The following is a 1,788-nucleotide window of genomic DNA, read 5'->3' on the forward strand; positions in this document are numbered from 1 at the left end:
CGGCGATCCCAGTCCGCTGATACCGGATGTCGATCCAGCCGAGATCGGAGACGGCTGCGCTCCGGGACCTGTCTGCAACAGCTTCCCGTAACGCCGCGAAAGCAGGCAGCCGTAGCGCCCCTTGAACTGCGGAGTGCGCTTCTCCTTGAACGCCAGCGGGCCTTCTTTGGCGTCATCGGACAAAAACACGTCGATGCCGAGCTTGGTGTCGATTTTGAACGCCTCGTTCTCGTGCATGCCCTCGGTTTCGTGAATCGCGCGCAGGATCGCCTGCACCGCCAGCGGCCCGTTGTTGTTGATCACTTCGGCGATCTCGAGCGCCTTGGTCAACGCCTCGCCGTCGGGAACCAGGTAGCCGATCAAGCCGATCTCCTTGGCTTCCGCGGCGGTGATGTGCCGACCGGTCAGCAGCAGATCGCAGGCCACCGTGTAAGGGATCTGCCGGACCAGCCTTACCGCGGAGCCGCCCATGGGATAGAGGCTCCATTTGGCCTCCGAGATGCCGAACTTGGCGCTTTGGCCGGCGATGCGGATGTCGGTGCCCTGCAGGATCTCGGTGCCGCCGGCGATGGCAGGGCCCTCGACCGCGGCGATCAGCGGTTTGGTCAGCCGACGACCCTTCAGTAGCGCATCGATTCGCGACGGGTCGTAGCTGCCGTCTTTGAACGAGTCGCCGGGCGGGCGGGCCGTTGCGGCCTTGAGGTCCATGCCCGCGCAGAAGTAGCCGCCGGCCCCCGTCAAGATGCAGCACCGGATGTCGGGATCGTTGTCGACGCGGTCCCACGCTTCGACCATGATCGAGAGCATCTCGGTGCTCAGGGCGTTGCGGGCTTCGGGACGATTCAGCGTCAGGATCAGGGTGTGTCCGCGCTGCTCAATGATGGCGTCGGCCTTTTTTTCCGTCTCGCTCACGGGTGATCGCCTTCCCTCGGACTTGTGTGGAAATGTAACACGTTCTAATTTGGGTCCGTGGCCCTGAATATTGCCGATCTCGCTGAGCACGCCATCGATGCCGTGCCTGACCGTGTCGCGCTGATCTGCGGCAGCGACCAGCTGACTTACGCCCAACTGGAGGAGAAGGCCAACCGCCTGGCCCACTACCTCATCGATCAGGGCGTCAAGAAGGACGACAAGGTCGGGCTCTACTGCCGAAATCGCAACGAGATCGTCATCGCGATGTTGGGCATCGTGAAGGCCGGCGCCATCCTGGTGAACGTCAACTATCGCTATGTCGAGGGCGAACTTCGCTACCTGTTCGACAACTCGGACATGGTCGCGGTGGTGCACGAGCGCCAGTACTCCGATCGGGTGGCCAACGTGCTGCCGGACACCCCCAACGTCAAGACGGTCCTCGTCGTCGAGGACGGCTCCGACAATGACTACCAGCGTTATGGCGGCGTCGAGTTTTACGCCGCGCTCGCAGAGGGCTCACCCGAGCGGGATTTCGGTGAGCGCAGCGCCGACGACATCTACCTGCTCTACACCGGCGGCACCACCGGGTTCCCCAAGGGTGTGATGTGGCGCCACGAGGACATCTACCGAGTGCTATTCGGCGGAACCGACTTCGCCACAGGTGAATTCGTCAAAGACGAGCACGACCTCGCCAAGGCGGCTGCCGCCAATCCGCCGATGATCCGTTATCCGATCCCGCCGATGATCCACGGCGCAACGCAGTCGGCCACCTGGATGTCGATCTTCTCCGGCCAAACCACCGTGCTGGCACCGGAATTCAACGCCGATCAGGTGTGGCGCACGATTCACGACCACAAGGTGAACCTGTTGTTCTTC

1 protein-coding gene and 1 pseudogene are annotated in these 1,788 nt (G+C 62.8%); one reads left to right on the forward strand and one right to left on the reverse strand.

From position 1 onward, the window contains the following. Positions 1–114: 114 nt before the first annotated feature. Positions 115–912, reverse strand: a pseudogene (locus WBF82_RS12085) (crotonase/enoyl-CoA hydratase family protein); the annotation flags it as partial. Between the two features lie 57 nt (positions 913–969). Between WBF82_RS12085 and WBF82_RS12090 the strand changes: the two are divergent. Beyond that, on the forward strand, positions 970–1,788 hold an 819-nt coding region (locus tag WBF82_RS12090), incomplete at its 3' end, for an AMP-binding protein (RefSeq protein ID WP_424383263.1).

The organism is Mycobacterium sp. (assembly GCF_049673265.1).
GTDB lineage: Bacteria > Actinomycetota > Actinomycetes > Mycobacteriales > Mycobacteriaceae > Mycobacterium.